Source organism: Alteromonas sp. H02 (assembly GCF_059682525.1).
Genome location: NZ_CM185021.1, coordinates 5352986 through 5376586, shown reverse-complemented (window position 1 = coordinate 5376586; position 23601 = coordinate 5352986). Strand labels below are relative to the sequence as shown.

Below are 23601 nucleotides of genomic sequence, written 5' to 3'. Positions count from 1 at the left end.
TAATTAGCCTTTGTTCTGCATTGGCATGTAGCCGCGATGCTCCTCTACCATCGACAACCAACGGCGGATAGCCGGGTACCCATCGAGCAAAATGCCCGCCTCATGAGACACATGAGTATAGGCGTACAGAGATATATCAGCCAGAGTCATTTGATCGCCAATCAGGAAGACGGTTTGCATTAGCTGCTGTTCCATTACCGCTAAGGCTTTATGGCCGGCCTGTTGCTTGAGTTCATATTCTAGCTGGCGCTCAGCGGGAAGACCAAGATATACGTTTATGAAGCGCGCTACCGCAATGGCAGGCTCATGGCTGTATTGTTCAAAGAACTGCCACTGCAGCATCTTAGCCAGTTCAAATTCGGTGGAGGGAATAAACGCGCTGCCCGCGGCCAGATAATTCAGAATAGCATTCGACTCGCTCAGGCAACGGCCATCGCTGAGTTCGAGCAACGGGATCTTACCGAGCGGATTAAGCTGTCTAAACGCATCGGTCTGCGTTTCTCCGTTTAAAATATCAACTTCTTTCCATTCGCACTGCTTGCCCAATAATCCTAACAGTAACTGGATTTTGTAACAGTTGCCCGAGCGGCTGTCACCATACACTTTCATTTTTAACGACTTCCCTAAATTAACCACCAGATGAGCACTAAAAAACAGCAAGGTAGACCGGTCGACATAATAAAAACTTTCGTATTTACAACACCATCTTTTGGCCAGCAACGATGTTGTCTTAAGTCTTCGAGCTGCTGATTAAGTTTGTAGAGCACGTCTCCCGAATTTGCTCCGGGATTATCTCTGCCCTGCATAATCAGGCTGGCAAGCTGCCCTTCTATTTGCTGAATACTCTGGTTGCGATGCTTACGCATCAGATAAACTGTTTTGAATACTGGCAGAAACAGCAGAACGATCATAAATGACGTCGCCGCAGACAGTATTAGCCCGTCGATGAGCGGCACCGGTTTACCTATCCAGAACACAGGTATTAACAGCAACATTAGCAGTGAAAATATCACATTGCTGACACCCAGATCGCAAATGGGCTTGCAGTAGCAGAAGTGCTGGTGGATATTCGGCAGCACCAGGCGTTTATACAGATAACGCGTGAATGACGCTGATTGCATCAGGAACAAAAACAGAAAAAACCAGAAAGGCACGGCGATAACATTTAGCAGAAGTACCGAGAATGGCTGATTAAAGGCCAGAAGGTCTTCGCTGATCAGGTACACCAGGGTAATAGCAATAGACAGCGTTGCAGCCAGAATAACATGGCGTATCAGCTTTTTTTCCAGCGTTTTCATGTGCTGGGTGTATTGCGACAGTTGGTTGGTCTGGACCAGAAAATCGGCTATCCGTTTACCTGATCGACGATGTAATATACGCAGTGCCAGCCATAAATAACCAATGAGTAGAGGCATACCCAGCGCCGCGTTGAAATCGCGTTGGGAACGTTCGTCTATTATGCTCCGGTAGTCTAACGACCCGGCCAGATAACAAGCGGTAAAACAGGTTAAGACAAACAGAAGCGGCAAAATCCAGACATGCAGCACTGCGTTTTTGTTATTTTTCATCTGCTTTCTAAATTAAATAATGTATTACGTTGCAAATTAAATGCGACGCAATACATTACCTTATGCAGCACTGTGATGGTAGCTTTTCTGTAAGCGTTTACTTATCACTCCATACTGCAAACTCATTACCGCTCGGCTCAGTAAAATGAAAGCGTCTGCCACCCGGAAAATCGAATACCGGTTTTATAATAGCACCGCCATTCGCCTCTATAAGCTTTTGAGTTATGGCTAAGTCCGGGCTGTAAAACACCAGTAAGACCGAACCATTAGCAGTAACGGAGGCAAGTTCCGATTGATACAAGCCGCCCACGATGCCTTTATCATGAAACTCGACATAAGCCGGGCCGTAATCAGTGAAGGTCCAGTTGAATACCGCCGCAAAGAATGCTTTTGTAGCAGGTAGATTGCGGCATGGCAGCTCCACATAATTTATCAGCGTATCTTTTGTCATGGTTTCTCTCCTTCAAAAGCAGCAAACACCTCTGCGCCTGTCATCTTGTGAGTATCCTCAGCAAAGTGGTAATAGTGCGGTTTACTGTCGATAAAAATCTCGTGGGATAAGGTCATCTGATCGTTTTCATCGAACAGACCAACCGGCACATAATGCACATTATTGTCTTTTAATCTGTAGAAGAGGTGAGTACCGCATTGCCGGCAAAAAGCTCTCTCTGCCCATTCTGACGACGGGTAACAAACTATATTGTCACCGGATACCGTTACCTGTTCAGACTCGATACCCATAAAAGGCCCGCCAGACCACTTTCGGCACATAGCACAATGGCACGCGCCAATCTGGCATGACTGGGCAGTCACTTCAATGTGGGTATTGCCGCAAAGGCAGGTGGATTTAAGGGTTTTTATAGTCATTAGTTGCTCCTTTACTGGTGTTAATTGTTCTATTCAACACCGTCAGGCAATGGCGATGACAACTTATGAATAACATTGTGTATTACAGTTCCTGGCGATATCGCCCAAATAAAACTGTATATAAATACAGTTTATCAGGCAATCTATTTCGCGATCGAGTAGGAGGGAGTTTCGCAACTCCCGTCCTCTTATATGGACTCCCTGAAGTAATCAACATCTTTTGAAAAATTAGTAGTAGATGCGCTCTTATATACGGGCTTTAAATGGAGAGCTACTCCTGCCCTTCGATGTATACGCACCAACAGTTCAATTCTCACACACAGTGTTTAGTCACTTGAGAGGACTGGCTGAATTCTGCTGGTTGGTCTTACCATTTATTTTCGCAATTTGTTGATTTACTAACTCTTAGGCTGCTAACAGTATCGGATTGTAATCGTCATTATTCTTTATTAGAGCAACAGCGGTTCTCACCGTTTTATTTGCTAACGCGATGGCAGCAACCTTCTTTCCCCTTCGGTCAACTAACGCCTTCAGCCACTGCTCTTTCACAGTCTTAGGCTCTCTGGATACTGCTTTATTCACTACCGACATTGCTCCCTGATAGAGCAAACTTCGCAATCTTTTATCTGCACAGTTTTTAGAAATATGTCCCAATCGCTCTTTACCGCCGGTCGAATGCTGCTTCGGTGTCAAACCTATGCATGCTGATGCATCCCGGCCTGTATTGAACTCTGTCGCATTTCCCAATCGAACGGTTAACCCCAAAGCAATCAAAGGGCCTACGCCTTCGAGTTTACTTAATTTCTGGCAAACAGGATTATGCCGCGTGTGTTCTGCTATGAGCCTGTCATAACTTTCTATTTGAGTCGTATAGAGTTGTAACATTTGTGACTGCGCAGCCAAAGCCTGACGATAATTCATCGGCAAGCCGTTTTCTGCATCTTCTAAAATGTCAGGCAGCGCAGTGACTAAATGATTTAACCCCTTTGCTATCACAATCCCGAATTCCGTCAACAGTCCTCGTATCTGGTTTGCCAACGCCGTCCTTTGCTCCAACTGCAGCATTCGCACCCGCTCCAGGGCCTGAAGACCCTGTTCATCTTCCTCCATGATGCCACAAGAGTTTATATGAGGTAATTGAGCCGCAATACCGATAGCGTAGGCGTCATTTTTATCTGTTTTTTGCTTTAATTGCAGCCCTTTTACTGCGCGAGGCTGAATGATTTTTACTTGATGACCATGCCGCCTCGCTAAACGCGCCCAGTAATTCGAGCCACCACAGGCTTCCATTGCCACTAACGCTGACACATGGTTTCCCAGAAGTGCTATCAATGCTTTACGACTCATTGCTTTGTTATAATCAATTTTTCCGTCACTGTTGAACTTGCAAACCTGAAAGGAATGCTTTGCAAGGTCAATTGCAATAATTGTATTCTTAATCATGTATGGACCCCTTTGGCTAATTTGACAATTAAGACCGTACCCCTTTCAGGGAAGGGAGTCCATACATCTCACACCACCGGGCATACGGTTCCGTACCACGGCGGTTCCTGTCTGTATTGACCATAGCCAATACCTGAGTCTGTTTCGTGCATCGTGTCGCCGCTTTACCGTTTAGAACTCCGCAAACACCGCCCAGGTTTCCGACCCTTCTTGTATATTTGTCCCGGAGCAATGATTCTTCATTGCCTTGTGTTCCGATAACGCGAGAGCACGCGTGACTTGCCGCTCGTGACAGGTTCAGCCCTTCGTGCTATTGGTTTACTAGCACTACTACGGCGTCTGCTGACTTCTGATATCCCATCCCTACACCTCACGATGCGGGTAGCTCTTTAGCAAAATATCAGACCTCCCGGGGTAATTCGCGCGACCTTCCTGCTTATGCCTGTCGGCTCTACGTTGCTGCATTCCGTGCAAGTATTGGGCTTTAGTGATAATGGCCACCTCACCCTGCAACAACGCCTAAACCGCTTCCTGTTCGTCAGGCCAGCATTTTGCCTTCGGCTTCCTTCAGATTTCACCTCACGATGAACACCCTTGCCGTTCGGCTAGCACTTCCCCTTGCCGGGTGTGCAGAGGACTTCCACCTCCAAGTCATCAACTCACCACCACAGTGAGTCGAACAGTGCTAAAGCACTACGCGCCATGCCCGGCGCACCATAAAAAAACCCGGGCAGTGCCCGGGTTTTCAAATAATGCTTATAACGATTTACTTGCGCAGTTTCTGTATCAATCGTAACTGGGCAATTGCTTCGGCTAGCTCTAATGCAGCTTCGGCGTAATCAAAATCAGCACCTGGATTGGCGATGTGCTCTTCTGCACGTCGTTTAGCTTCTTCAGCAGCTTGTTCATCCAAGTCTTCTGCTCTTACTGCCGTATCGGCCAGAACAGTTACACTGCCAGGTTGTACTTCAAGTACCCCACCAGCAACATAAATAACTTCTTCTTCACCGTGCTGTTTAACCAAACGCACCATGCCAGGCTTAATTGCAGTGATCAGAGGCGCGTGGCCAGGGTAGATACCCAGTTCACCTTCGCTTCCTGTCACCTGCATTGTTTCAACGAGACCAGAAAAGATAGACTTCTCTGCGCTTACAACATCCAGATGAACTGTCATTGCCATAATAACCTCCTGATAGGTACGTAAAGCCTTGTTTGAATAAGACCGGCTGCTTAATCGAGCCGGTCGGTTTCAAACGGGCTTATTTTTTGGCTTTTTCCAGCGCTTCGTCGATAGAACCAACCATGTAGAAGGCTTGCTCTGGCAGGTGGTCATACTCACCTTCCAAGATACCTTTAAAGCCACTGATGGTGTCTTTCAGAGAAACGTATTTACCTGGAGAACCAGTGAATACTTCTGCTACGAAGAACGGCTGAGACAGGAAACGCTGAATTTTACGAGCGCGTGTTACAACCAGTTTATCTTCGTCAGACAGTTCGTCCATACCCAGAATCGCGATGATATCTTTCAGCTCTTTATAGCGCTGTAATACCGTTTGAACGCCACGAGCAGTCTCGTAGTGTTCCTGACCGATTACCAGTGGATCCAGCTGACGTGAAGTCGAATCCAGCGGGTCTACCGCAGGGTAGATACCCAAAGACGCGATATCACGAGACAGTACTACCGTTGCATCCAAGTGAGCAAAGGTGGTAGCTGGTGACGGGTCAGTCAAGTCATCGGCTGGTACGTATACCGCCTGGATTGACGTGATTGAACCAGTCTTGGTAGACGCGATACGTTCCTGCAGAACACCCATTTCTTCAGCCAGTGTAGGCTGATAACCTACCGCTGAAGGCATACGGCCTAACAGTGCTGATACCTCGGTACCGGCCAGTGTATAACGGTAGATGTTATCTACGAAGAACAGTACGTCGCGACCTTCGTCACGGAACTTTTCTGCCATCGTCAGACCCGTCAGAGCAACACGTAAACGGTTACCTGGTGGTTCATTCATCTGACCGTATACCAGTGATACTTTGTCCAGAACGTTTGAATCGTTCATTTCGTGATAGAAGTCGTTACCCTCACGAGTACGCTCACCAACACCTGCGAATACAGAGTAGCCGCTGTGCTCGATAGCGATGTTACGGATAAGTTCCATCATGTTTACGGTTTTACCTACACCCGCACCACCGAACAGACCAACTTTACCACCCTTAGCGAATGGGCAAACCAGGTCGATTACCTTGATACCGGTTTCAAGCAGTTCTACCGCGCTTGATTGTTCTTCGTAGCTAGGCGCTGCACGGTGAATAGACATACGCTCTTCTTCACCAATTGGGCCTGCTTCGTCGATTGGGTTACCCAGTACGTCCATGATACGACCCAGCGTTTTAACACCTACTGGTACGTTAATTGGCGCACCAGAGTTTTCAACTACCAGACCACGACGCAAACCGTCAGTAGAACCCAGAGCGATACCACGAACGACACCGCCTCCTAATTGTTGTTGCACTTCCAGGGTTAACCCAGACAAGTCACCTTCGGTAACTTTAAGCGCGTCATATACCTTTGGAACCGCATCCTGTGGAAACTCAATGTCCACAACGGCGCCAATGACTTGGACGACCTTACCTTGACTCATAATTTGTCCTCATTAACTTTTATAAACCTTTGCCTACACCGCTGCGGCACCGCCAACAATCTCACTGATTTCTTGTGTGATTGCGGCCTGACGCGCTTTGTTGTATACCAATTGAAGATCATCGATCAGGTTGCCTGCGTTATCGGTTGCGGCTTTCATTGCAACCATTCGGGCAGCTTGCTCCGACGCGGCATTTTCAACTACGCCCTGATATACCTGAGATTCAATGTAACGAACCATTAATGCTTCCAAAATTGGTTTTGGATCCGGCTCGTAAATGTAATCCCAGCGATGTTTTAACGTTTCGTCTTCTGACTTTGGCAAAGGCAGTAACTGATTGCTCACAGGCTGCTGTGTCATTGTGTTCACGAAGTCATTGTAAACCAGGAATACTTTATCCAGTTTACCTTCGTCGAATGCTTTAAGCATTACGCGAACAACACCCACAATATCGCTTACCGATGGTGCATCGCCTAAACCAGACTCTGCAGCAAGTACGTTGCCGCCGAACCGGTTGAAGAATGCACAGGCTTTTGAACCCAGCGCAGCAAAATCGACCTCTACATCCTTAGCACGCCACTCTTTTACCTGTTGCGATACTAATTTGAACTCGTTGGTGTTCAAGCCACCACACAAGCCACGATCCGTAGAAATTACGATATAACCAACGCGCTTGACTTCACGCTCTTCCAGGTAAGGATGACGATATTCAAGGTTACCGTTAGCAATGTGACCAATCACTTTAAGCATGCTTTGTGCGTATGGACGTCCATGAGACATACGTTCCTGCGCCTTTTTCATTTTAGACGCAGCAACCATTTCCATCGCACTAGTAATCTTCTGAGTATTCTTGATACTCCCAATCTTACCTTTTATCTCTTTACCGCTGGCCATGACTATCTCTCCGATTACTCAACGTTGTGCTGGTGGTTTGCACCACCAGCCATTGATTACCAAGTTTGTGTCGCTTTAAATTTGGTTAAAGCGTCATTCAACTGAGACTCAATGTCATCGTTGTAGTTACCTGTTTCATTGATAGTCTTCATCAGATCAGCGTAGTCGCTGTTCATGAATGAATGTAAGGCCGCTTCGAAATCGAGGATCTTGTTCAGTTCCACGTCTTTCAGATAACCTTTTTCTACCGCAAACAGGGAAACACCAGTATCCGCTACCGACAGTGGCGTGTACTGTTTCTGTTTCATTAGTTCGGTAACGCGCTCACCGTGCTCAAGCTGGGCACGAGTCGCTTCGTCAAGGTCAGATGCAAACTGCGAGAATGCCGCCAGTTCGCGATACTGAGCCAGGGCCAAACGGATACCACCGCCCAGCTTCTTGACGATTTTAGTCTGCGCAGCACCACCAACACGAGATACCGAGATACCAGCGTTAACTGCCGGACGGATACCTGCGTTGAACAAGTCAGTTTCTAAGAAGATCTGACCGTCAGTAATCGAGATTACGTTGGTTGGTACGAATGCGGAGACGTCACCCGCTTGCGTTTCGATAATTGGCAGTGCCGTTAATGAACCAGTCTGGCCTTTAACTTCGCCGTTAGTGAAACGCTCAACATACTGCTCGTTAACACGTGCAGCACGCTCAAGTAAGCGTGAGTGAAGATAGAATACGTCACCTGGGTATGCTTCACGACCAGGAGGACGTTTCAGCAGCAGTGAAATTTGACGGTAAGCAACAGCTTGCTTAGACAAATCATCATATACGATAAGGGCGTCTTCACCGCGGTCACGGAAGTATTCACCCATGGTACAACCAGAGTATGGCGCCAGGTATTGCAGGGCAGCAGACTCAGAAGCAGACGCGGCAACAACAATGGTGTGAGCCAGTGCGCCGTGCTCTTCGAGCTTACGTACTACGTTTGCGATAGTAGAGGCTTTTTGACCAACCGCTACGTATACACATTTAACGCCAGTACCTTTCTGGTTGATGATGGCATCGATCGCCATCGCAGTTTTACCAGTCTGACGGTCACCGATGATTAGCTCACGCTGACCACGACCGATTGGAATCATAGAGTCAACCGACTTGTAACCAGTTTGTACTGGTTGATCAACTGACTGACGCTCGATTACGCCCGGTGCGATTTTTTCAACTGGCTCGTAAGTATCAGTTTCGATAGCACCTTTACCGTCAATCGCTTCACCCAGGGTGTTTACAACACGACCAAGGAGTGAACGACCAACCGGTACTTCTAAGATACGGCCAGTAGACTGGACTTTTTGTCCTTCTTGCAGGTCCGAGTAAGGACCCATAACAACTGCACCAACTGAATCTCGTTCAAGGTTTAGTGCAATCGCGTAACGACCACCAGGAAGCTCAATCATTTCACCCTGCATAACATCGGCCAGGCCGTGAATGCGGATGATACCGTCGGTTACTGCGACGATAGTACCTTCATTGCGTGCTTCACTGGTTACATCGAACTGAGCAATTCTTTTCTTGATCAGTTCGGCAATTTCAGTGGAATTAAGTTGCATGCTCTTATCCCCGTTATGCTTGCAACGCGTCTGCGAGACGGTTCAATTTAGATTTCACGGAACCATCGATGACTGTATCACCAGCTTTAACAACTAAGCCGGCTACCAGGGCAGGATCCACGTTACAAATAAGCTTCACTTTACGTGCCAAACGTTTTTCCAGCGATGTGCTGAGTTCAGATTGCTGTGCTTCAGTCAGCTCAGCTGCAGAGGTAACAGATACTTCTACTTCTTTTTCATAATCTGCTTTGAGTAAATCAAACAAAGCAGAAATCTCAGGCAACGCGGTTAAACGTTTATTCTCAGCCAGTACTTTCAGTAAGTTCTGACCATGTTCATCGAGCGAATCGCCACAGACATTAATGTACAGGTCTGCCAGCTTGTCTGCCGCCATGGCACCTGTAGACAGGTCATGGATAGTTTCGTTTTTCGAAACCTCAGCAGCAAATCCCAGCATTTCCTGCCATTTAGCAATGGCATTTTGCTCAACTGCAAAATCGAAAGCGGCTTTCGCATAGGGACGAGCTACGGTTGTCAATTCAGACATGGCTCATCTCCTATCTCAAAGCTCGGCGACAAGTTTTTCAACAATGTCGCTTTGCGCGCTGGCGTCGATTTCACGTTCAAGGATCTGTTGTGCACCGGCAATAGCTAATGCTGCTACCTGCTTACGCAGTTCCTCTTTGGCACGATTGCGTTCAGCTTCAATTTCGGCATAACCTTGCGAGATAATTTTTTCACGCTCAGCATGACCACGTTGCGTTTCTTCATCAACAAGTTGATTTCCACGCTTCTTAGCCTGCTCGATAATTTCAGCTGCTTGTGCTTTCGCTTCTTTAAGTTGCTCAGAGACTTTCGCCTGAGCAAGCTCCAGGTCTTTCTCAGCGCGATCAGAAGCCGCTAAGCCATCGGCTATCTTCTTCTGACGCTCTTCAATCGCAGCCATTAATGGTGGCCATACGTAGCTTTTGCAGAACCACACAAAAACAACGAATGCGATTAATTGACCAATTAGAGTGGCGTTAATATTCACAACCGCTCCTCCTCATAAATGTTCGCTAATAGACTTGAGTTAATAAAAATTAAGCACCAACAGCGAACAAGAGGTATAAAGCGATACCAACACCGATCATTGCGATCGCATCGATAAGGCCCGCTACAACAAACATCTTAACTTGCAGTTGAGGTGCCAGTTCTGGTTGGCGTGCAGCAGATTCCAGGAATTTACCACCCAGCAGACCAAAACCAATAGCAGTCCCAAGGGCACCCATACCGATCAGTAGTGCAACAGCGATGTATAACATGTACGTCTCCGATTATATTTAAAGTTAAAGTTAAAAGTTAAAGTTAAAACACGTTTCAATGTGGTTGCCGTGAACATCCAGGTTACTCACGACAACCGCTTGTTTGTTTCTAGTGATCTTCGCTCGCCAGACTCAGGTAAACGATGGTCAGCATCATGAAAATGAAGGCTTGCAAAGGCAGAACCAGGATGTGGAACACCGCCCAGGCAAAGTGCAACGGTAGCTGGAAGTAGCCGATGGTTGCGATCAGGATGAAGATAAGCTCACTGGCGTACAGGTTACCGAACAAACGTAGCGCAAGTGATAGCGGACGCGCCAGCAGGGTAACGGTTTCCAGAATAAAGTTAACTGGAATAAACGCCGGGTGATTAAACGGTTGCATGGTCAGTTCCTTGATGAAACCGCCTACACCTTTAATTTTAATCGAGTAGAATATAATCAGTACAAACACGCCTAAGGCTAACGCAAAGGTCAGGTTAAGGTCTGTGGTCGGTACTGCTTTGTTGTATACGTGATGGGCATCCACACCAAAGAAGGTTTCGCCAATCAGGCCAGAAATCATTGGAATGACGTCTACCGGTACTAAATCCATCAGGTTCATCAGCAACACCCATACAAAGATGGTCAGTGCTAACGGCGCAATCAGGTCACTCTTACCGTGGAAAGTACTCTTTACGTTGTCATCGACAAACTCGATAACTAATTCCACGAATGCCTGCCATTTGGTAGGCACGCCTGTGGTTGCTTTTTTGGCCGCCGAGCGGAATAAAAACAAAAACAGTAAACCTAAACCAATCGACCATGCCAGCGTGTCGATATGCCAGGTCCAAAATCCAGCATCGGCACATTGCGCGTTAAACGCGATGCCGTTTTCGGTGCTGCACATGGAGGCATTGGTCAAGTGGTGCTTGATATATTCTGAGGTAGTGTATTCAGATGCCATTGTTCAACCTAAAAAATTAAAGTTTAAAATGCTTTACTGGTTTCGTCTCTACGACCTTCGCCTTAGTTTACTTACGACTATGGGCGATACGTTTTATTTTTAGTTGTTAGTACTATCGTTGACGAAACAACGCCAGCCAGTAGCTGACCGTTGCTATTGCAAACCCGGCAAATACCGGTAGCGGTTCTAACTTTAAACCTGCAAAGGCAATAGCAAACAAAATTACTGTTGCAGCCAGTTTTAACTTTGAGCCTTGGCTGAAACTTTTCGTGACCAGTCTTAATTGACTCGCCCCGGCATATCTGAACGCAAACAATGCGAAAATCTGATTGGGTAAGATACTGATGATAGTCCCCGCTGCAAAAGCTAAGGCTTTATCAACGGTACTCAACAACCCTGTTATGAGAATGAAAATCAGCGCACCTATAATCTGAAAAAGCGCCGCTTTTTTGGCCACTGATTTTCCTTTGTCGGCCAAGTTTTTTGTCACATGTATTCTCTGGTTGTGAAACCCAACAAAAAGCGACAGAAGTATACTGTTTTAGCGGTAGAATTCAACCGTTATGGATTTTTTGTATGTTATTGTGAAAATTTTCTGAGTCTATAACAGAAGGTCAGACGAGTTAGCCGCAAAAATCGCCTTAAAAAGGCTATTTTATCCGCGACAAAATACCGTCAAGCTGGTCTAAATCATTAAAGTTGATCACCAGCTTACCTTTCCCTTTCGCGTTATGGTCAATCGACACTTTAGCACCCAGGTTATCCGACAACTTATTCACCAGACTTTTTACATCCGGGTCAATTTCTTTGGGGGGTTTGGGTTCTGCAGGTTCAAGAATTTTACGCACCAGTTTTTCGGTATCACGAACGGTGAGCGCCTTGCCAGAAACAATTTGCGCGGCATCAGACTGAGATTCACCTTCCAGCGCCAGTAAAGCACGGGCGTGACCCATTTCTATATCACCGTGTTCAACCAGTAACTTTACATCGTCGTTAAGATTGTTGAGGCGTAACAGATTGGTAATGGTCGTACGTGACTTACCTACCGCCTCGGCCACTTCCTGGTGAGTCAATTCAAACTCGTTCATTAAGCGGTCCAGAGCCTGGGCTTCTTCCATGGCATTGAGGTCTTCACGCTGAATGTTTTCGATCAGCGCAATGGCCACGGCAGCTTCGTCGGGAACGTCCTTAATCAGGCAGGGAACTACATCCAATTGCGCCAGCTGCGCGGCACGCCACCGGCGTTCACCGGCAATAATTTCATATTTATCAGTACTTACTAACCGCACAACGATTGGTTGGATAACACCTTGCGATCGGATAGAGGAGGCCAGTTCTTCCAGTGCCTCCGGCGACATATCTTTACGGGGTTGATATTTGCCAGGCTGCAAAAATTCGATAGGCAGTTTTCTCAATTCACTGTTTTGTGAAGTTACGGCTTCGCCATCTTCGCTGCGTGAGGCTGACTGACTGGTAGCTAGCAATGCATCCAGCCCGCGTCCTAATCCTCTTCTTTTTGCTGACATAATATCCTCAATGCCTGAATGTTCTTTTTCTTAACTAGCCTTGGCAGGCATTTCTGACGTTTTATCCCGGCGTCGCAAAATTTCTCCGGCCAGCGCCAGGTAGGCTTTGGCGCCAGTCGATGATTTATCGTAATACATGGCTGGCGCGCCAAAACTTGGGGCTTCAGCAAGACGTACATTGCGAGGGATCACGGTACGGTATACCTGCTCGCCAAAATGCCGTTTGAGTTGTTCAGACACATCATTGGCCAGGCGATTACGCGGATCATACATGGTCCGCAGCACACCTTCTATTTTTAATTCCGGATTCACCACCGAAGCGAGTTTCTGAATCGTGTCCATCAACGCCGTGAGTCCCTCCAGTGCATAATATTCGCACTGCATGGGCACTAAAATTGAATCAGCGGCTGCCAGCGCGTTAACCGTAAGCAGGTTTAGTGACGGCGGGCAGTCGATAAAAATAAAATCGTAGTAATCGCGAACCGACTGCAGGGCATTGCGCAAACGCACTTCGCGGGCAAACTGTTCCATGAGTTTAATTTCGGCCGCGGTAACGTCGCCATTGGCGGCAATTAAATCGTATTTACCCGAGGTACATTTAACGATGACTTCGTCAACCGGCTTGTCTTCAATCAGCATTTCATAGCTGGTTGCATCAACCTCGTACTTATCCACGCCGCTACCCATGGTAGCGTTACCCTGTGGATCCAGGTCAATCAGTAACACTTTGCGTTTTGTGGCAGCCATTGACGCAGATACGTTTACTGCCGTAGTGGTTTTACCCACACCGCCCTTTTGATTTGCGATTGCAATTACTTTAGCCACGTTTGATCCCAACTATGATTTTTGAACCGTCAGCAGGTGACGTTCGCCTTCCAGCCCCGGTACGAATAGCTCTACAGATGATTCCAGAGTAAAGGTAGCCGGAATGGCAGCGATTTCGTCGGTCGGATACTGGCCTTTCAGTGCCAGAAACTTCCCTTGAGTATCTACCAGATGCTCACACCAGTGCAACATATCTTTCAGCGAGGCAAATGCCCGACTGAGTACTGCATCATAGTACTGCGCAGGCACATGTTCCTCAACCCGGCTTTGGATGGGCTCGATATTGACCAGTTTCATCTCGTATGCACATTGCTTCATAAAGCGCACCCGTTTCCCCAGGCTATCGAGTAACGTGAAGTGTTTATCCGGGCAGGCAATGGCCAGTGGAATACCTGGTAAACCGGGGCCGGTACCCACATCGATGTAGCGCTGGTCGGTTAAAAACGGCGCCACAGCCAGTGAATCCAGGATGTGCTTTACCATCATCTGTTCGGGATCACGAACCGACGTCAGGTTAAACGCCTTGTTCCACTTGTGGATACGTTCAACATAGTCGAGCAACAAATTTTGCTGTTCTTCAGACAGCACCAATGACATCGCATCGATGCCGTCGCGTAAAATGATACTTAGTTTTTGTCGGTCAAAACTCATTTAGGCAGACTGCTTCTCGTGTTTACGTAACATGCCGTGTTTTTTCAGGTAAACCAACAGCAGCGAAATGGCGGCCGGCGTAATTCCTGAAATCCGTGCTGCCTTGCCAATGGTTTCCGGGCGGGCATCGGTAAGCTTAGCCACTACCTCATTGGACAGCCCGGATATTTTACTGTAATCAAAGTCTGCTGGTAACAGGGTATTTTCATGACGCTGTGTTTTCGCGATCTCGTCGAGCTGACGAGCGATGTAACCGGCGTACTTGATCTGGATCTCCACCTGCTCGGCGGCAATGGGATCGGCAAGGCCCGGCCCCAGCGATTCAATACTCATCAGTGACGAATAGGTCATTTCCGGACGACGGATTAGCTCTTCCAGTGAATGTTCGCGGCTCACCGGGTTTTTAAGCAACGTGTTTAGCTCAGCAACCGCGGCGTGTTCAGGATGGATCCACTGACCACGCAAACGCTGTTGTTCCTGTTCAACCGCTTCCATTTTGGCATTAAAGGCCTGCCAGCGAGCATCATCCACCAGCCCGATGTCGCGGCCTGCAGCGGTAAGACGCATATCGGCGTTATCTTCACGCAGCAGCAGGCGGTATTCAGCCCGGCTGGTAAACATGCGGTAAGGTTCTTTAGTGCCCATCGTTGCCAGATCGTCAATCAGTACGCCCATGTAGGCCTGATCGCGACGCAGGATCAGCGGATCTTTTTGCTGTACCTGTAAGGCCGCGTTGGCACCGGCAATAAGACCCTGGGCACCGGCTTCTTCGTAGCCGGTAGTACCGTTAATCTGGCCGGCAAAGAACAAACCCTCAATGTACTTGGTTTCAAGGGTTTGTTTGAGGTCGCGGGGATCAAAGAAATCATACTCAATGGCATAACCCGGACGAATGATATGCGCGTTTTCAAAGCCTTTGATGGAATGGATCAGCGCCTGCTGAATATCAAAGGGCAGGCTGGTCGAGATCCCGTTAGGATACACCTCAACGCTGTTCAGCCCTTCAGGCTCAACAAAGATCTGATGTGAATTCTTATCGGCAAAACGGGTAATTTTATCTTCGATGCTGGGGCAATAACGCGGCCCAACGCCTTCGATTACGCCGGTAAACATTGGTGAGCGATCCAGTCCGCCACGAATAATCTCGTGGGTTTGCTCGTTAGTATGAGTGATGTAACACGGGATCTGCTGCGGATGCATTTCACGGTTACCCATAAACGAGAACACCGGTGCCGGCGTGTCGCCAGGCTGAGCCTGCATTACATCAAAGTTCAGACTGCGGATATCCAGTCGTGCCGGGGTACCGGTTTTAAGACGATCGACTCTGAACGGCAGCGCTCGTAGCCGTTCGGCCAGGGCAATCGACGGTGGATCGCCGGCACGACCGCCACGATAATTCTCCAGACCAATGTGAATGGTACCGCCCAGGAATGTACCAACGGTTAACACCACGGTTTTCGCCCGGAACTTCAGGCCCATCTGGGTTACCACACCACAGACGCGATCGTTCTCGACGATCAGATCATCACAGCTTTGTTGGAACAGCGTGAGGTTTGGCTGGTTTTCCACGATGTTACGAATCGCCTGACGATATAAGCTACGGTCAGCCTGGGCACGGGTTGCACGCACAGCGGGGCCCTTGCTGGAGTTAAGTGTTCTGAACTGGATCCCGCCCTGATCGATAGCCAGTGCCATTGCGCCGCCTAAGGCATCGATTTCTTTTACAAGATGACCTTTACCGATACCACCGATCGCAGGATTACAGGACATCTGCCCGATGGTTTCGACATTATGGGTAAGTAATAGGGTACGCACGCCCATACGGGCAGCAGCAAGTGCAGCTTCGGTACCGGCGTGACCGCCGCCAACTACGATGACATCGTAATCCTGCTGATAAAACATAGTTACCTCACTAATTACCTAACTGGGACGAAGTGTTAGCCAGTGGAGAAAAAAGGGCGCGTATTTTAGCTGAGTTCTTGGCTAATGAAAACGGTTAAATTTTCTACATTTTGCCGGTAAAGCTGAAAAGCGGATCGTGTTATTAAAGTATAGGATCTATTTAGATCTTTTATATTTATTCTTATTAGGGATCGCCGGATCTGTGTGTAAGTCATTTTTCCTCATTTAAAACATGATTTTACGCGATCAATAAGATCTGGAAGACCCCGATCACAACCGTACTGGGATCCTGTGTATAAGGCACTGTTTTATCCACATGCCAACACCGTCCGGATCTTATCACAATTCAGATCAAAGCTTGTACACAGCTACTTCTCAGAGGTTATTCACAGCAGTGATCTAGCTTTGATCTAACTGGGGATAAGTTGTTTAATAGATCCAGGATCCGATCGGCCGTTAACCCTTATTATGCGGCTTATAGCGGTGTTTTTCTGTGGAAAAAAGTTATTCAGATCGTAACGGTTTTGGATCTGTGGATCACGTTTTCGATCCGATCACATTATGCGGCAATGTTTATAAAAATAGTTAATAGCAGGTTATGGAGGGCAAATAATTGTTGTCAGAAGGCCGTTGAAACCTATTGAATGGATATTTTTAAGCGTAAATAGTAGACGCCAGCTATAAAAAAACGCCGTATAAACGGCGTTTCTCAGTGGTTTGTTGGGACGTTAGCGGACCTGATTAGGCTGATAGCGAGGTGTGGTAGTGACCTGATCTTCTTCGTCGAGAGTGAGGCCTTTACGTCGGCTCGGGCCGGAAAACCTGACTTTGTAGGTATCGTACTCTTTGATCGATTCAAAGCAGTAACGGCCCAGTGCCTGTTCCAGATCGCCAAGGTTGTGGTTGGTGATCAGAATGCAGTTTTTCTTGTTGACCAGGCGCTGACGGAGCAGATTACCCAGCCAGCTTTGTGAGTTTTTCTTTAATGCGGTCTCGTTAACGCAAACCTCGTCGAGGATCAGCATGTCCACATCCAGCAGTTCCTGATGGGCGGCACGGAATTTTTGCCCGGCGTTGTCCTGAGAACCAAAGTCATAGGCAGAATGACGCATCTCCAGCAGTGTGGATAGCTGGCGGTACAACACGGTAACTTCATACTGATCGATAAGCTGGTGTGCAATAGCACCGGCAATGTGCGACTTACCGCGACCATAGTCACCGTAGAAAATCATCATATGAGAGCCCGCGTCACGCCAGGCTTTGTCTTCGTGGGCGGCGATAAAAGACTGGGCAATGCTGACCGCTTCAACCACGTCATCACTGTCTTCAATTAAGTTGGCGAAGGTCCAGCGAGGGTTAAGATCAGAGCGACCATGGAGCATTTCGATGCGCTGCTTTTTGGATTGTTGCTGGAGCTGAGCGATTTCCTGATTGGCCTGGGTTTCGTATTGCTTTCGCAGGGTCTTGTAATCGATATATTCAGATTCATTTGGCACCGCTTTACCCAGCGTTCTGGCCAGTGAGTTAAGTTTATCTTTAAATGAATCCATGATTAATTTTTACCTGATTTATTGGCGTATTTAGCAACAAGCTGTCTGGCATTATCATCTGCTTCGATGCCCGGTTCAACGGTGACAACCTGATTACCCACTTTTTTTGTGGCCTGATAGCCTTTGGCGGTGCGGCGGTTCTTCAACGCGTAGGTGAACTTCTGCGTCCATTGATAGCTACTGAACACCGCTTCCGGACGGCCTAGCCAATAGGCCACAAACTCACCAATGTCTTGTTCATCAAAGCTTTTATCAATTAATCCAATCAGTGCTGCAATGTCATCAAACACCTGTTGTTCTGGTTGCCAGTCGCGATGCATGGCGTAGTGTTGCTGATGAAAGGGCTGATAGCCCTGGGTATTACTGATAAGGGGCAACAGAACACGTTTGCCGTTAAGCGACATATCCAGGCTCAGCGATTCAGGTAATGACACCAGACCGGCCTGAGTGAGTTCATCGAGTAAAGTGTTAATCTCACGACCGCGAGTTACCGGTTCTCGTTGCGGATCGCTGTTCATCAGAGCCAGTAGCTCTTTGTACTGCAGCGGGTTAGATAGCAATGTGTCCTGATTCGCTTTAGGACGCAGCGCCAGACAATACAGCACCCTTGCCGCATTGCTCAGCGGCGAGGTCAGGGCATTTAATTCGGCCTGGGTAAACATTTAGTCCAGCGTGTCGAGAATGGGTTCCAGCCACTCTACGGCGCGATCTTCCGGAATGGGGTGGTGGAGTACGTCGATGTGTAATGGCTCGGCCATGAGTTTAGCGCCGCCTTTATTCATCAGCGTTTCCATGGCCATTGCGCCGTGGCAATAAGTATCGTAGCTGCTGTCGCCTAAGCCCACCACAAAGTACTCAATATCGCTGAGATCTTCGTCTTCTAACTGGGCTGCAAAAGGCTGAATGTTGTCGGGTAAATCGCCGGCACCATGGGTAGAGGTGCAGATAAACCAGGTGGAATCTGCTTCGATATCGTCCATATCGGGCTGAGTGAGTATAGTAACTTTATATCCCCGGGCACGAAGTGCCTCAGCAATGGCATCAGCAACATATTCGCTGGCCCCCAGTACAGAACCTACTAGCAGTGTAAAGTGACGATCCATATTACTCCGGATAAACCTTGTGGCAGTTATGCTTAAAGTGGCGGCATTATAACAATAATAACCGCCAGGGAATATGTTTAGTCGGGGTAGGTTGCCGGCTGCTGGTTACTTGCCGATACAGAACGAGGAAAAGATACGACCGAGCAAATCGTCGGAGGTAAATTCGCCGGTGATTTCGGTGAGTGCCTGATGGGCCAGGCGCAACTCTTCAGCCAGTAATTCTCCGGCTAGGTTATCGTTTAGTTGCTGTTCGCCGGTTTCCAGGTGCGCCAGCGCGGTATCAATGGCATCCATGTGACGGCGGCGGGCGATAAACTGGCCTTCGGTGGTGGTGTCCAGGCCGATACTGGCTGCCAGATGGTCTTTTAACACATCGACTCCGGCACCGGTACTGGCAGAAAGCGCGATGGTGGTAAATGCGCCATGGGCCGAGTCGACCTGATGCAGGCGGATTTCATCGCCGGTTTTATCCACCTTATTGCGGATAACTGTTACCGGCATACCGGCAGGCAGCTGTTGCATAAATTCTGGCCAGATGAGGTACGGGTCGATGCTGTCTGATTCGGTGCTGTCGACCACAAACAATACCCGGTCGGCCTGATTAATCGCTTCCCAGGCTCGGGCAATACCTATTTGTTCTACTTTATCCGGGCTCTCGCGCAAACCGGCGGTATCGATAATATGTAGCGGCATACCATTAATGTGGATTTGTTCTTTCAGAACATCCCTGGTGGTACCGGCGATATCGGTTACGATGGCACTTTCGCGGCCGGCCAGTGCATTAAGCAGGCTTGACTTACCGGCATTGGGTTTACCGGCAATCACTACCTGCATACCTTCCCGTAGCAGCGTCCCTTGTTTTGCCTGGCTGTGAACCTTGCCAACCTGCTCGATAATAGTGGTGAGGTCATTGCTGACCTTGCCGTCGGATAAAAAGTCGATCTCTTCATCCGGGAAGTCGATAGCGGCTTCCACATACATGCGCAAATGAATAATGGCTTCGCTGAGGGTATTAATTTGCTCTGAGAACTCACCCTGTAACGAGCGTAACGCGCTTTTCGCGGCCTGTTGAGAGCTGGCATCAATCAGGTCGGCAATGGCTTCAGCCTGGGCCAAATCAAGTTTGTCGTTTAAAAACGCCTGCTCGCTAAATTCTCCTGGCCGTGCCAGCCTGACATTGGGTACTGCCAAAATGGCTTCCAGCAGCATATCAATAATGACCGGTCCGCCATGACCCTGAAATTCCACTACATCTTCACCGGTAAAGGAGTGCGGGTTGTTAAAGTAAATAGCGATGCCCTGATCGATGATTTCACCCATGGCATTGTAGAAGTCAGTGTAGGTTGCCTGTCGGGGTGATAGCGGGGTACGCAATATGCTTTCAGCCACTGTTAACGCCTGCGGGCCGGATACCCGCACTATGCCAACACCACCTCGCCCGGGCGGGGTAGCTTGTGCAACGATGGTGTCGGTATGGCTGATAGTCATAATTAAGCTCTAGTCGCGGAAATTATTAAATTGAAATGGCTGGCCCAGCTCAGCCTGTTTAACCAGTTGCATGACTTGTTGCAGGTCGTCGCGCTTTTTACCGCTAACCCGCAGCTGGTCGCCCTGGATAGCCGTTTGTACTTTAATTTTGGCATCTTTGACCAGTTTAACAATATTCTTGGCGACGGCTTGTTCAATGCCTTCTTTAAACGCAATAATCTGACGGTAGTTTTTGCCGGTAACAGTATGCGGTTTACAGTCGATGGCTGAGGTATCCAGATTTCGCTTGGCACAGGCATTTCGGAACATCGATTCCATCTGTTGCAGCTGGAATTCGGCCTGGGCGGCCATAACCACGGTTTTGTCTTTGTATTCGAAGCTGGCTTCTACGCCACGAAAATCGAAGCGGGTCGACAATTCACGGTTAGCGTTTTCCGTGGCATTGCGGACTTCTTCCATGTTTATTTCTGACACAATATCAAATGAAGGCATGGTGACTGCTCTCCTGTTAACAAAAGCCCGCAAGAATGCGGGCTTTAAGTAGTTTATTGGGATTAATTATTTACTTAATGCCACGCTTTTCCATGGAGGCGTAAATAATTTTTGCCTGGATAAGGGTAATCACGTTACTGATAAACCAGTAGAGTACCAGACCGGCCGGGAACCAGATGAAGAATACACTCATGGCAACCGGCATCCACTGCATAATCTTTTGTTGCATCGGATCGGTCATCGTAGTGGGTTGCAGCTTCTGCAGCATCCACATGCTGGCACCGGTTAATACCGGCAGAACAAAGTAAGGGTCCATTACCGACAAATCGGTAATCCACAGAATAAAGTCAGCATGGCGTAATTCCACACTTTCCAGCAGTACCCAGTAAAGCGCCAGGAAGATAGGCATTTGCAGTAACAGTGGGAAGCAGCCACCCATAGGGTTAACTTTTTCCTTCTTGTACAGCTCCATCATGGCCTGAGACATCTTTTGACGGTCATCGCCGTAACGGTCTTTCAGTTGCTGCATCTTCGGTGCCAGATTACGCATCTTGGCCATGGACTCGTACTGTTTCTTGGTCAGCCAGTACATACCACCTTTAACGATAATGGTGATAAGAATAATCGCCACACCCCAGTTGCCCACCAGGCTATGCAGGAATTTAAGCAGGGTAAATAATGGCTGTGAAATCCACCATAGAATACCGTAGTCTACGGTCAGATCTAAGCCTTTCGCCAGCGTAGCCAGCTTATCCTGATCCTTGGGGCCAAGATAAAGAGTGCTCTTTAACTCAATGGCTTGTCCGGTTTCTACTGTTGTCGGTTCGCCGGTGTAGCCAACAATCGCGTACTGATTAGCTACCAGACGGCTGTAAAGCGAATTAGTCTCGGTTTGAGACGGTACCCAGGCCGAAATAAAGTAGTGCTCCAGCATACTTACCCAACCACCCGTGGTGCTGATACGCAGTGGCTCGTCTTCGATATCGCCGAACGTGTACTTGTTGTAACGATCGTCGGCTGTGCCGTAAGCGGCGCCGCGATAGGTCGGCATAAACATGTTACCGCCTTCCTGTTCAGCGGTGGTTTGCTTAAGCTGGGCATATTGTTGGAACTGAGCAGTCTGACCTGAATTATTGGTAATCGCATAGCTTACATCCACATCGTTGTGTCCACGGGTGAATGTGAAGGTTTTAGTAATGCTGATCCCGTCATTGCTCGACCAGGTAAGCGGCACACTCAGTGTGTCACCGTTTAGCTCGTATGAATCTGCTTGTGCCTGATATAAGGGTCTGCCCTGTGAGCTGCCATCGGGGCCATTTGCACCTACCAGTCCGCTTTGCGCCACGTACAATCCGTTACCAGCGCGCAGTAAGCTGTAAGGTTCGTCTGAGCCCTGAGTAACCGGAAACTTAACCAGGTCGGCGTGAATAACGTCACCACCCACTAAGCTGATAGTCAGATTCAGTGTATCGGTTACTACTGAAATCGTTTGCTTAGTATTGTTGCTGGCTGTTGCCTGCGGCAAAGTTTCACTCACTGCAACAGGGACATCTTCGTCAGTGCCATTGCTGGCTGGGACTGATGAAGCTGAGGGTACACCGGCCGGTACACTGTCTGCCGCTTCCTGGGTTACTGGTTGAACTGGCTGCGGTCCGTAGGCCTCATGCCACTTTTGCCAGAGTAAAAAGCTGATAAATGCGATGGCAATAATCAGAATACTTCGTTGCGATTCCATACTGGTCTCTTTTAATTTGAGTGTTTATTGTCTTGTTTGTTTTCGGGTACCGGATCGTATCCGCCAGAGTGCAAAGGGTGGCATTTTAATATGCGTTTGATAGATAACCAACCGCCAATTAACAATCCGTGCGATTTAAATGCATTTAAGGCATAAACTGAGCAGCTTGGATGAAAGCGACAGCGCTGTCCAAGCACCGGTGAAATAAATAACCGGTAAAAGTAAATGAGTCCCAGCGGCAGCGCGATTAGCCCGTAGTGCAGCGCTTTTCGAGCTTTTTCCATAACTTTTCCAACGTGATAAACACTTCTTCATTCGACAATGCATCGGCGCCGGTTTTGCCGACCACAATAATATCGATTCCGGGGAGTTGCTGCGCGCGATGACGAAAGCTCTCGCGAATTAAGCGTTTAATGCGATTGCGCTGATTAGCTTTGCGAATACGTTTTTTGGCTAAGGTGATGCCAATACGGGGATGAGTTAATTGATTATGTCTGGCTAGAACCGTAAAACACGGTGATACTGCAGGAATTGCTTTATCGAAAACATAGGTAAAGTGGGAGGGAGTAAGAAGCCTTAACTCCCGGGAAAACTGGTTTTCGCCCACTTTTGGTAAATACCATTAAGCAGAAAGGCGAGCACGACCCTTTGCACGGCGAGCGGCTAGTACTTTACGACCGTTTTTAGTCGCCATACGAGCACGGAAACCGTGAGAGCGTTTACGCTTTAGGTTACTCGGTTGAAACGTTCTTTTCATGACCAAAGTCTCACTTTTACGTGGTTAAACATACTTATTGTAACTGCCCAAATAATAGGCGTGCTACAAAAGGACGCTGAATTCTAGAGATCTCCGGGGCCATTGTCAATGGAAAAGCCGGTTAATCCACTTAATAATCCTAATTTTGTTGCCGTATCACGAATAGAAATCAAGCGGACTGTGAATAATTATTTTTGTCAATACAATTTATCCACAGTTTTAGTGGCGATCCAGCAATATAAGGTCTTGTCAAGCACACGATCGGCTACTGATCGCCTATACAGGATCCTCGATCACAATATTGCGATCTGAT

General features: G+C 48.0%; 27 protein-coding genes. All 27 read right to left on the bottom strand.

Going from position 1 to position 23601, the window contains the following annotated elements:
* Positions 1–3: 3 nt before the first annotated feature.
* Positions 4–609, bottom strand: a complete 606-nt coding sequence (locus AC566Q_RS24785; RefSeq protein WP_499612216.1) for a glutathione S-transferase family protein — start codon at positions 607–609, stop codon at positions 4–6.
* 14 nt (positions 610–623) lie between these two features.
* Positions 624–1568, bottom strand: a complete 945-nt coding sequence (locus AC566Q_RS24780) for a hypothetical protein (RefSeq protein WP_499612214.1) — start codon at positions 1566–1568, stop codon at positions 624–626.
* Positions 1569–1665: 97 nt separating this feature from the next.
* Positions 1666–2019 carry a VOC family protein gene (locus AC566Q_RS24775; RefSeq protein ID WP_499612212.1) on the bottom strand — a complete coding sequence of 118 codons (354 nt, stop codon included), beginning with the start codon at positions 2017–2019 and terminating at the stop codon, positions 1666–1668.
* Complete coding sequence (locus tag AC566Q_RS24770) at positions 2016–2435, bottom strand: GFA family protein (protein ID WP_499612211.1); 420 nt, start codon at positions 2433–2435, stop codon at positions 2016–2018. Before AC566Q_RS24770 ends, AC566Q_RS24775 begins: the two co-directional genes overlap by 4 nt.
* 405 nt (positions 2436–2840) lie before the next feature.
* On the bottom strand, positions 2841–3878 hold the full coding sequence (locus tag AC566Q_RS24765) for an IS110 family RNA-guided transposase (RefSeq protein ID WP_105933382.1): 1038 nt from the start codon (positions 3876–3878) through the stop codon (positions 2841–2843).
* A 766-nt stretch (positions 3879–4644) separates the two neighbouring features.
* Entirely contained in the window at positions 4645–5058 is a 414-nt protein-coding gene (locus tag AC566Q_RS24760; RefSeq protein WP_105935421.1) for a F0F1 ATP synthase subunit epsilon, read from the bottom strand.
* Between the two features lie 79 nt (positions 5059–5137).
* Positions 5138–6520 (bottom strand): F0F1 ATP synthase subunit beta, encoded by a 1383-nt coding sequence (atpD, locus tag AC566Q_RS24755; protein WP_123324210.1) that lies wholly within the window; start codon positions 6518–6520, stop codon positions 5138–5140.
* 33 nt (positions 6521–6553) lie between these two features.
* Positions 6554–7414: a F0F1 ATP synthase subunit gamma gene (gene atpG / locus AC566Q_RS24750; protein ID WP_123324211.1), complete on the bottom strand. Its 861-nt coding sequence runs from the start codon at positions 7412–7414 to the stop codon at positions 6554–6556.
* A 56-nt stretch (positions 7415–7470) separates the two neighbouring features.
* On the bottom strand, positions 7471–9012 hold the full coding sequence (gene atpA, locus AC566Q_RS24745) for a F0F1 ATP synthase subunit alpha (protein WP_499612209.1): 1542 nt from the start codon (positions 9010–9012) through the stop codon (positions 7471–7473).
* A 13-nt stretch (positions 9013–9025) separates the two neighbouring features.
* Positions 9026–9559: a F0F1 ATP synthase subunit delta gene (gene atpH, locus AC566Q_RS24740; RefSeq protein WP_499612208.1), complete on the bottom strand. Its 534-nt coding sequence runs from the start codon at positions 9557–9559 to the stop codon at positions 9026–9028.
* 15 nt (positions 9560–9574) lie between these two features.
* Complete coding sequence (atpF, locus tag AC566Q_RS24735; protein ID WP_105935426.1) at positions 9575–10045, bottom strand: F0F1 ATP synthase subunit B; 471 nt, start codon at positions 10043–10045, stop codon at positions 9575–9577.
* A gap of 49 nt (positions 10046–10094) precedes the next feature.
* The gene (atpE, locus tag AC566Q_RS24730) at positions 10095–10316 is read right to left on the bottom strand and encodes a F0F1 ATP synthase subunit C (RefSeq protein WP_070177268.1); all 222 of its coding nucleotides are present in this window, start codon (positions 10314–10316) and stop codon (positions 10095–10097) included.
* A gap of 109 nt (positions 10317–10425) precedes the next feature.
* Positions 10426–11259, bottom strand: coding sequence for a F0F1 ATP synthase subunit A (gene atpB, locus AC566Q_RS24725; RefSeq protein ID WP_123324214.1), 834 nt, complete (start codon positions 11257–11259; stop codon positions 10426–10428).
* Between the two features lie 112 nt (positions 11260–11371).
* Positions 11372–11749, bottom strand: a complete 378-nt coding sequence (locus AC566Q_RS24720) for an ATP synthase subunit I (RefSeq protein WP_499612205.1) — start codon at positions 11747–11749, stop codon at positions 11372–11374.
* Between the two features lie 160 nt (positions 11750–11909).
* Positions 11910–12785, bottom strand: a complete 876-nt coding sequence (locus AC566Q_RS24715; RefSeq protein ID WP_123324216.1) for a ParB/RepB/Spo0J family partition protein — start codon at positions 12783–12785, stop codon at positions 11910–11912.
* A 30-nt stretch (positions 12786–12815) separates the two neighbouring features.
* Entirely contained in the window at positions 12816–13610 is a 795-nt protein-coding gene (locus tag AC566Q_RS24710; protein ID WP_499612204.1) for a ParA family protein, read from the bottom strand.
* A gap of 12 nt (positions 13611–13622) precedes the next feature.
* Entirely contained in the window at positions 13623–14261 is a 639-nt protein-coding gene (rsmG, locus tag AC566Q_RS24705; protein ID WP_123324217.1) for a 16S rRNA (guanine(527)-N(7))-methyltransferase RsmG, read from the bottom strand.
* Entirely contained in the window at positions 14262–16163 is a 1902-nt protein-coding gene (mnmG, locus tag AC566Q_RS24700; RefSeq protein ID WP_499612202.1) for a tRNA uridine-5-carboxymethylaminomethyl(34) synthesis enzyme MnmG, read from the bottom strand. It lies immediately after the preceding gene.
* A gap of 728 nt (positions 16164–16891) precedes the next feature.
* A complete protein-coding gene (locus AC566Q_RS24695; RefSeq protein WP_499612201.1) occupies positions 16892–17713 on the bottom strand; it encodes an ATP-binding protein in 822 nt (273 codons plus the stop codon).
* Positions 17714–17715: 2 nt separating this feature from the next.
* Complete coding sequence (locus AC566Q_RS24690; RefSeq protein ID WP_499612199.1) at positions 17716–18375, bottom strand: DnaT-like ssDNA-binding domain-containing protein; 660 nt, start codon at positions 18373–18375, stop codon at positions 17716–17718.
* Positions 18376–18816 carry an FMN-binding protein MioC gene (gene mioC / locus AC566Q_RS24685; RefSeq protein ID WP_499612197.1) on the bottom strand — a complete coding sequence of 147 codons (441 nt, stop codon included), beginning with the start codon at positions 18814–18816 and terminating at the stop codon, positions 18376–18378.
* A 105-nt stretch (positions 18817–18921) separates the two neighbouring features.
* Positions 18922–20304 carry a tRNA uridine-5-carboxymethylaminomethyl(34) synthesis GTPase MnmE gene (gene mnmE, locus AC566Q_RS24680; protein ID WP_499612196.1) on the bottom strand — a complete coding sequence of 461 codons (1383 nt, stop codon included), beginning with the start codon at positions 20302–20304 and terminating at the stop codon, positions 18922–18924.
* Between the two features lie 9 nt (positions 20305–20313).
* A complete protein-coding gene (locus tag AC566Q_RS24675; protein ID WP_499612194.1) occupies positions 20314–20796 on the bottom strand; it encodes a YajQ family cyclic di-GMP-binding protein in 483 nt (160 codons plus the stop codon).
* Between the two features lie 70 nt (positions 20797–20866).
* A complete protein-coding gene (gene yidC, locus AC566Q_RS24670; RefSeq protein WP_499612192.1) occupies positions 20867–22531 on the bottom strand; it encodes a membrane protein insertase YidC in 1665 nt (554 codons plus the stop codon).
* A gap of 11 nt (positions 22532–22542) precedes the next feature.
* Positions 22543–22815, bottom strand: coding sequence for a membrane protein insertion efficiency factor YidD (gene yidD / locus AC566Q_RS24665; protein ID WP_170308518.1), 273 nt, complete (start codon positions 22813–22815; stop codon positions 22543–22545).
* Positions 22779–23138: a ribonuclease P protein component gene (gene rnpA / locus AC566Q_RS24660; RefSeq protein ID WP_499612190.1), complete on the bottom strand. Its 360-nt coding sequence runs from the start codon at positions 23136–23138 to the stop codon at positions 22779–22781. The genes yidD and rnpA overlap by 37 nt, the downstream gene beginning before the upstream one ends.
* A gap of 15 nt (positions 23139–23153) precedes the next feature.
* Complete coding sequence (gene rpmH / locus AC566Q_RS24655) at positions 23154–23288, bottom strand: 50S ribosomal protein L34 (protein ID WP_014290886.1); 135 nt, start codon at positions 23286–23288, stop codon at positions 23154–23156.
* Positions 23289–23601 lie beyond the last annotated feature (313 nt).